This is a genomic window from Bradyrhizobium sp. CCBAU 11361, assembly GCF_028128935.1.
Lineage (GTDB): Bacteria > Pseudomonadota > Alphaproteobacteria > Rhizobiales > Xanthobacteraceae > Bradyrhizobium > Bradyrhizobium niftali.
In genome coordinates, this window is record NZ_LBJZ01000193.1 from 255,077 (window position 1) to 261,545 (window position 6,469).

Genomic DNA, 6,469 nt, shown 5'->3' on the forward strand with positions numbered 1-6,469 from the left:
GCGGCTCCTTATGCGCTTGCGATCGTGTGGATCGCCTCGCGCACCTGCTGGAAGGTGCCGCAACGGCAGATATTGGTGATGGCCTCGTCGATGTCGGCATCGGTCGGCTTCGGCTTCTCGTTCAGCAGCGCCGCCACCGCCATGATCATGCCGCTCTGGCAATAGCCGCATTGCGGGACGTCCTTCGCGATCCAGGCTTCCTGCACCTTGTGCAGCGTTTTGCCGGAGGCGAGCCCTTCGATCGTGGTGATCTTCTTGCCTTCGGCCTCGGCGACCGAAACGCCGCAGGAGCGGGTGGCGACGCCGTCGATGTGAACCGTGCAGGCGCCGCATTGTGCAATGCCGCAGCCATATTTGGTGCCGGTCAGGCCGGCATTCTCGCGAATCGCCCAGAGCAGCGGCGTATCCGGCTCGACATCGAGGGTGAAGGTTTTTCCGTTGATTGTTAGGTTTGCCATCGCAGTCCCCTGATTGGCCCAATCCACCGATTGGACTCAGGGGCGCAATGTGTCCGGCAAACTGGAACTGTTCAAATCAACAGTCCGCGGGGTCGCCGTCGAAGATTTTCGCGGTCGCAGGATGATTTAGGGGCGGGCGGTGTTGTGCCGTACCCGGTTTCGGCGGGGCGCGGCCTCTCCCCGGGCGCCAATCCAGGGCCTGGGACGACGTCCGGCGTGTTCCCCTCGCAGGAGCGAGCGACAGTTTGTCCCTTTTGCCGGGGTGCAAGACGAAGATGCTCTGCTACACTGGGCCGAAGCCAGAAGGAGTTCCATGAACGTGCCGAGCCCCAACGTGCTGATGCTCTATCCGCTGTTCACGGCGGAGTCGTTCTGGACTTTTGGTGAGTCGTGCGAACTGATGGGCGTGAAGCGCCCCGCTGCTCCTCTCGGCCTGATCACCGTTGCTGCGATGCTGCCCAAGAGCTGGACAGTCCGGCTGATCGATTGCAACACGACGCCCCTGAGCGACGAGGATCTCGCCTGGGCCGACGTCGTCTTCACCGGCGGAATGCTGCCGCAGCAGGCCGACACGCTGCGCCTGATCGAACTATGCCGCGCGGCGGGCAAGCCGGTGGTCGTCGGCGGTCCCGATCCGACCTCCAGCCCCCACATCTATGAGAAGGCCGACTTCCGGGTGCTCGGCGAGGCCGAGAGTGTCATCGACGAATTCATCGCGGCCTGGGAGGGCGGTGTGCGCTCCGGCGTCTTCACCGCGCCGAAATTCCAGGCCGACGTCACCAGGACGCCGGTGCCGCGGTTCGACCTGCTCAAATTCGAGGACTATCTCTATCTCGGCGTGCAGTATTCGCGCGGCTGCCCGTTCACCTGCGAGTTCTGCGACATCATCGAGCTCTACGGACGCGTGCCGCGAACCAAGACGGCCGAGCAGATGTTCGTCGAGCTCGAGACGCTCTACCAGATGGGCTACCGCGGCCATCTCGACTTCGTCGACGACAATTTCATCGGCAACAAGAAGTCGCTGCGGCTGTTCCTCCCGCAACTCGCCGAATGGCAGCGGGCCCACGGCTATCCGTTCGAATTCTCCACCGAAGCCTCGATCAACCTCGCCGACGATCCGGAACTGCTGGAGCAAATGGGGGCGGCCAATTTCTTCGGCATCTTCGTCGGCATCGAAAGTCCGGATCCGGCGACGCTGGTCGCGATGCGGAAGAAGCAGAACACGCGGCGCAACATCGCCGAGAGCATCCACAAGATCTACGCCGCCGGCATTCTCGTCACAGCGGGCTTCATCGTCGGCTTCGACAATGAGAAGGTCTCGATGGCGGAGGCCATGATCGAATTCATCGAGGAGGCGGCGATCCCCGTCAGCATGGTCGGCCTGCTCTATGCCTTGCCGAACACGCAGCTGACGCGCCGCCTGGAGCGCGAGGGCCGGCTGCACCCGGGCCACGATCTGGCGCCGACCATCGGCGCCGATCAGTGCACGGATGGGATCAACTTCGATCCGGTGCGCCCGTTGCGCGACATCCTGATGGATTACAAGCTGGTGCTTGAACGCATCTACAGTCCGGCTGCCTATGCTGGACGCATCGACCGCTTGATGACGCTGCTCGACCGTTCGCGGCAGCGCGACGAGCTTGCGGAGGGCGATATCCGCGCCAAGATCGGGGCGATGGAGACGGTGCACCGCGTGGTCACCGCCATTCCGGAAGCGCGCGGGCCGCTCTGGCAGACCTTCATGAACTGCGCCAAGCGCGACACGTCATCGGCGCGGATCGCGGTGCAGATGATCGCGGCCTATGCGCATCTCGGGCCGTACTCGCGCAAGGTCATCGCAGCCATCGACGCGCGTCTCGCTGCGCTGGACGATGGGACGATCATCCCGCCGGCAACGATCGATGTGACGGCAGCGCGGCACCTGGCCTGAAGGCCTTACTTCACCGCCAGCCGCAGGAAGCTCATCACGCTGCCGAGCGCGGCAAAGCCTGCACCGAGCGCCAGCGCGACGGTCGCACCGTCATGCCCGGCCAGCGCAAAGCAGAGCGCCGCGAGCGCGGCTCCCGTCGTCTGTCCGGTCAGGCGCGCGGTGGCGACGATGCCGGAGGCGCTGCCGCTGCGGTGGGGCGGCGCGCTCGACATCACCGCCTTCATGTTCGGCGCCTGGAAGAAGCCGAAGCCCATGCCGCAGATCACCATCCGCCAGAAGATATCGGGGATAGCAGGGTTGGCCGGCAGCAGCGCGAGCAGGGCCATGCCGAGGCCGAGCAGCACGAGCCCGATGCCGCCGAGCAGCCCGACCGCATGCCGGTCGGACAGGCGCCCGGCGATCGGCGCCATGATGCCGACCACCAGCGGCCAGGGCGTCATGAAGAAGCCGGTCTCGACCTGCGAGCGCCCCAGCACATCCTCGAAATAGAACGGCAGCGAGACGAAGGCGAGGCCCTGAACCGCGAAGGAGCACACGGCCGTCGCCGCCGACAGCGCGAACATCGGCCGGCTGAACAGGTCGATCGGCAGCATCGGCGCGGGATGATCGGCGTGGCGGCGGGTCAGGATGAAGCCGAGCGCGAGGGCTGCGACCAGCTCGATGCCCACGACGAAAGGCGACAGATTGTGCGCGGCACTGCCGATCCCCGTGATGAACAGGCCGAGGCAGGCAGACGCCAGGATCGCACCGAGAAAGTCAAAGCCGTGATCGGCGCGCGGCGTCTTCGGCAGCATCGCAAAGCCGATGCCGATCGCAACGAGGCCGAAGGGGATGTTGACGGCGAACAGCCACGGCCACGGGCCGAGCGCGAGGATGGCGGAGGCGATCGAGGGCCCGAAGGTGAAGGCGGTCGCGACTACCAGTGCGTTGTGGCCGAGGCCGCGGCCCAGCATCCGGCCGGGATAGACGAAACGCACCAGCGCCGTGTTGACGCTCATGATGCCGCTGGCTCCCAGGCCTTGCAGCGTGCGCGCCACCAGCAGGCTGTCCAGCGACCACGCCACCGCGCAGAACAGCGAGGCGATGGTGAACAGGATCAGGCCGCCGAGATAGATGCGCTGGTGCCCGACAATTTCACCAAGGGCTCCTAACGGCAGCAGCGTCGCCACCAGCGCGATCTGGTAGACGTTGACCACCCAGACCGACTGCTCCGGCGTGACATGCAGATCGGCGGCAATGGCAGGCAGCGCGATGTTGGCGATCGCGGTGTCGAGCGAGGCCATCGCCAGCGCGGTGAAGATGGCGGCAATCGCCCAGCGCCGCTGCGCGGCCGGCAGGCCGTCGGCGATCGGGTGGTCGGGCTCGCGCGCGGCGGCAGGTAACGTGATCGTCATTGCGTTAGCGCGTTGCTCCGGCGGCGTGGCCATAGGGGACTTTTCGGCATGTACTACGCTTAAGGCCGCTGCCACAGGCACATGCCTGCATGCTGTGTATGCGCGAAGGTCAGGCGATGCGCCCGCGCGCTGGCGTATGATCGCGCGAGCTGCTGCAATTTCAGGGGATCCGTCATGCATATCGTCGTTCTGCCCGGTGACGGCATTGGACCCGAGATCACGACCGCGACATCGCTCGTGCTGCGCGAGACCTCGGAACGCTTCCAGCTCAATCTTCGCCTGGAGGAGCATGCGGTCGGCCATGCGAGCCTGAAACAATTCGGCACGACGGTGCGCCCCGAGCTGCTCGACATTGTCCGCGCCGCCGACGGCCTGATCCTGGGCCCGACCGCGACCTTCGACTTCAAGGACGAGGCGCATGGTGAGATCAATCCGTCCAGGCACTTCCGCAAGAGCCTCGACCTCTACGCCAATGTCAGGCCCGCGCGCACTTATGCCGGGCGGCCCGGCCGTCTCGGCGATTTCGATCTCGTCGTGGTGCGCGAGAACACCGAAGGGTTTTATGCCGACCGCAACATGGAGCAGGGCAATGGCGAGATGCTGGTCACGCCTGACGTCGTGATCTCGCTGCGCCGGATCACGCGTCTGTGCTGCGAGCGCATTGCGCACGCGGCCTGCCGTCTCGCCATGAAGCGGCGCAGGCACCTCACCATCGTGCACAAGGCCAATGTGCTCAAGATCGGCGACGGGATGTTTCTGGACATCTGCCGCGAGGCGGCGAAGGCCTATCCCGGCCTCGAAGTCGACGACATCCTGGTCGATGCCATGATGGCGCATGTGGTGCGGAGCCCCGATCGCTTCGACGTCATCGTCGCCACCAACATGTTCGGCGATATCCTGTCCGATCTCACGGCGGAGCTGTCCGGCAGCCTCGGCCTCGGCGGCTCGCTCAATGTCGGCGACCGCTACGCCATGGCGCAGGCCGCGCACGGCTCGGCGCCCGACATCGCCGGGCAGGACGTCGCCAATCCGGTGTCGCTGATCCTGTCGACCGCCTTGCTGCTCGGCTGGTACGGCGAAAAAAGCGGCGTCGTCCGCTACGAGGAGGCCGCGCGGGCGATCGAGGCGGCGGTGGCGAAGGCGCTTCGCGAGGGCAGGGCGACACGCGATGTCGGCGGCAGGCTCGGCACGATCGCGGCGGGGGCTGCGATCGCGGAGATGTTGCGGGCGGAGTGAGGGTCTTGCGCCGCCCAAAATAAAAAGTCGAAAAACAACCCCATGCACAGTAGAAGGCCCCTTGATCGACAAGGGATTTTCGTGCCGCGTCGCGACGACATTCGTGACCGCGATCACGTTGACCCGTCGGGCAAAACACTGGCATGATGCTATCGTGCCGGCGATCGAGGACAGGACCGGAGCGCCCTCTCATCAAGCGCGATGTCCGCGTCATGCCATCAAGCGGCGCGTCTCCTCCGGCCCACGTTGAGGCAGATCAATACTCGCCTCGCGGGCCCGCCAGACCCTTCCATCAGCGCATCCATGGAAAGGGCGGCCGTCATGCAAACCCTGCTCAGGGAAATCCGGGATACCCCTTTGCTCTGGATGCTGGTCTTCGTGCCCATCGTGCTGGTGGCCGAGGCGGCTGCCCCGCATTCCCACACGCTCCTCTTCGTGCTGGCGGTGCTTGCGATTGTGCCGCTGGCGGCCCTGCTCAGCCACGCCACCGAAGCGGTCGCCGCCAAGACCGGCGATGCCGTGGGCGGACTGCTCAACGCAACGCTCGGCAATCTGACGGAGCTCATCATTGCCATCACGGCGCTGCGTGCAGGCCAGTACATGCTGGTGAAGGCCTCGATTGCAGGGGCGATAGTTACCAACGCGGTCTTCATGCTCGGCGTCTGCCTGCTGCTCGGCGGCCTGCGCTACCACGTGCAGGAGTACAATCGCGCCGGCGCGCGGCTCTCGTCGGGCCTGTTGCTGATGGCAACCGTCGCTCTGCTTGCGCCTTCCGCGGTCGCCGATCTCGATCATCTGCCCGAGGGAGGGGCCGTCATTCACAAGCTCAGTGTCGGCATTTCGGTCCTGCTGATCATCGCTTATGCGCTCGGCCTGCTGTTCTCGCTCGGGACGCACAAGGAATTGTTCGCGAGCGCCGATCATGGCGACGACAAGGAGGCTCACTGGCCGATCGGAATCGCGGTCGGGACGCTACTGGCCGTCACCGTGCTGGTCGCGCTCGTGAGTGAAATCTTCGTGGAATCGGTTCAGAAGGCGGCGGAAACGTTCGGGATGAGCCCGGCCTTCGTCGGCTTCATCGTCGTCTCGCTGGTCGGAGCCGCCGCCGAATTTGCAGTTGCCCTTGGCGCGGCCCGCAAGAACCGGCTCGACATGAGCGTCAGCATTGCGCTCGGCAGCGCCTCCCAGATCGCGCTGTTCGTCGCCCCCGCTCTGGTGCTGCTCAGCTACGCCGTGGGGCCGACGCCGATGAACCTGCAGTTCTGGCCGGGCGCCGTCACCATGGTGATGATCGCCACAGTCACGTCTGCCTTCATCACGGCCAGCGGACGCTCGGCATGGTTCGTCGGCGCGCTGATGATCTTCATCTATGCGGTCTTTGCGCTGACGCTTTATGTCGTCCCGCCGGCGGGCCAGGGATGAGGCGGTCGCCCGGCGGCCATGACCGCTTC

Annotated in this window: 5 protein-coding genes; 3 read left to right on the forward strand and 2 right to left on the reverse strand. The window is 65.5% G+C overall.

Features of this window, described 5'->3' with window-relative positions; all coding sequences use genetic code 11:
* Positions 1-8 precede the first annotated feature (8 nt).
* Positions 9-458 (reverse strand): (2Fe-2S)-binding protein, encoded by a 450-nt coding sequence (locus XI08_RS34155; protein WP_027546355.1) that lies wholly within the window; start codon positions 456-458, stop codon positions 9-11.
* 313 nt (positions 459-771) lie between these two features.
* Here XI08_RS34155 and XI08_RS34160 point away from each other — a divergent pair, with 313 nt between their 5' ends.
* Entirely contained in the window at positions 772-2,388 is a 1,617-nt protein-coding gene (locus XI08_RS34160) for a B12-binding domain-containing radical SAM protein (protein WP_271577774.1), read from the forward strand.
* 5 nt (positions 2,389-2,393) lie between these two features.
* On the opposite strand, the gene XI08_RS34165 is transcribed toward XI08_RS34160, so the two are convergent.
* Positions 2,394-3,782, reverse strand: a complete 1,389-nt coding sequence (locus XI08_RS34165; protein WP_135177065.1) for an MFS transporter — start codon at positions 3,780-3,782, stop codon at positions 2,394-2,396.
* Positions 3,783-3,956: 174 nt separating this feature from the next.
* Between XI08_RS34165 and XI08_RS34170 the strand changes: the two genes are divergently transcribed.
* On the forward strand, positions 3,957-5,018 hold the full coding sequence (locus XI08_RS34170; protein WP_271577775.1) for an isocitrate/isopropylmalate dehydrogenase family protein: 1,062 nt from the start codon (positions 3,957-3,959) through the stop codon (positions 5,016-5,018).
* A 321-nt stretch (positions 5,019-5,339) separates the two neighbouring features.
* A complete protein-coding gene (gene cax / locus XI08_RS34175; RefSeq protein ID WP_271577776.1) occupies positions 5,340-6,440 on the forward strand; it encodes a calcium/proton exchanger in 1,101 nt (366 codons plus the stop codon).
* The last annotated feature ends 29 nt before the right edge of the window (positions 6,441-6,469 follow it).

Coding starts and splice junctions, on each gene's coding strand:
- XI08_RS34160 (WP_271577774.1), top strand. CDS start 772: ATGAACGTGCCGAGCCCCAACGTGCTGATGCTCTATCCGCTGTTCACG.
- XI08_RS34170 (WP_271577775.1), top strand. CDS start 3,957: ATGCATATCGTCGTTCTGCCCGGTGACGGCATTGGACCCGAGATCACG.
- cax (WP_271577776.1), top strand. CDS start 5,340: ATGCAAACCCTGCTCAGGGAAATCCGGGATACCCCTTTGCTCTGGATG.
- XI08_RS34165 (WP_135177065.1), bottom strand. CDS start 3,782: ATGACGATCACGTTACCTGCCGCCGCGCGCGAGCCCGACCACCCGATC.
- XI08_RS34155 (WP_027546355.1), bottom strand. CDS start 458: ATGGCAAACCTAACAATCAACGGAAAAACCTTCACCCTCGATGTCGAG.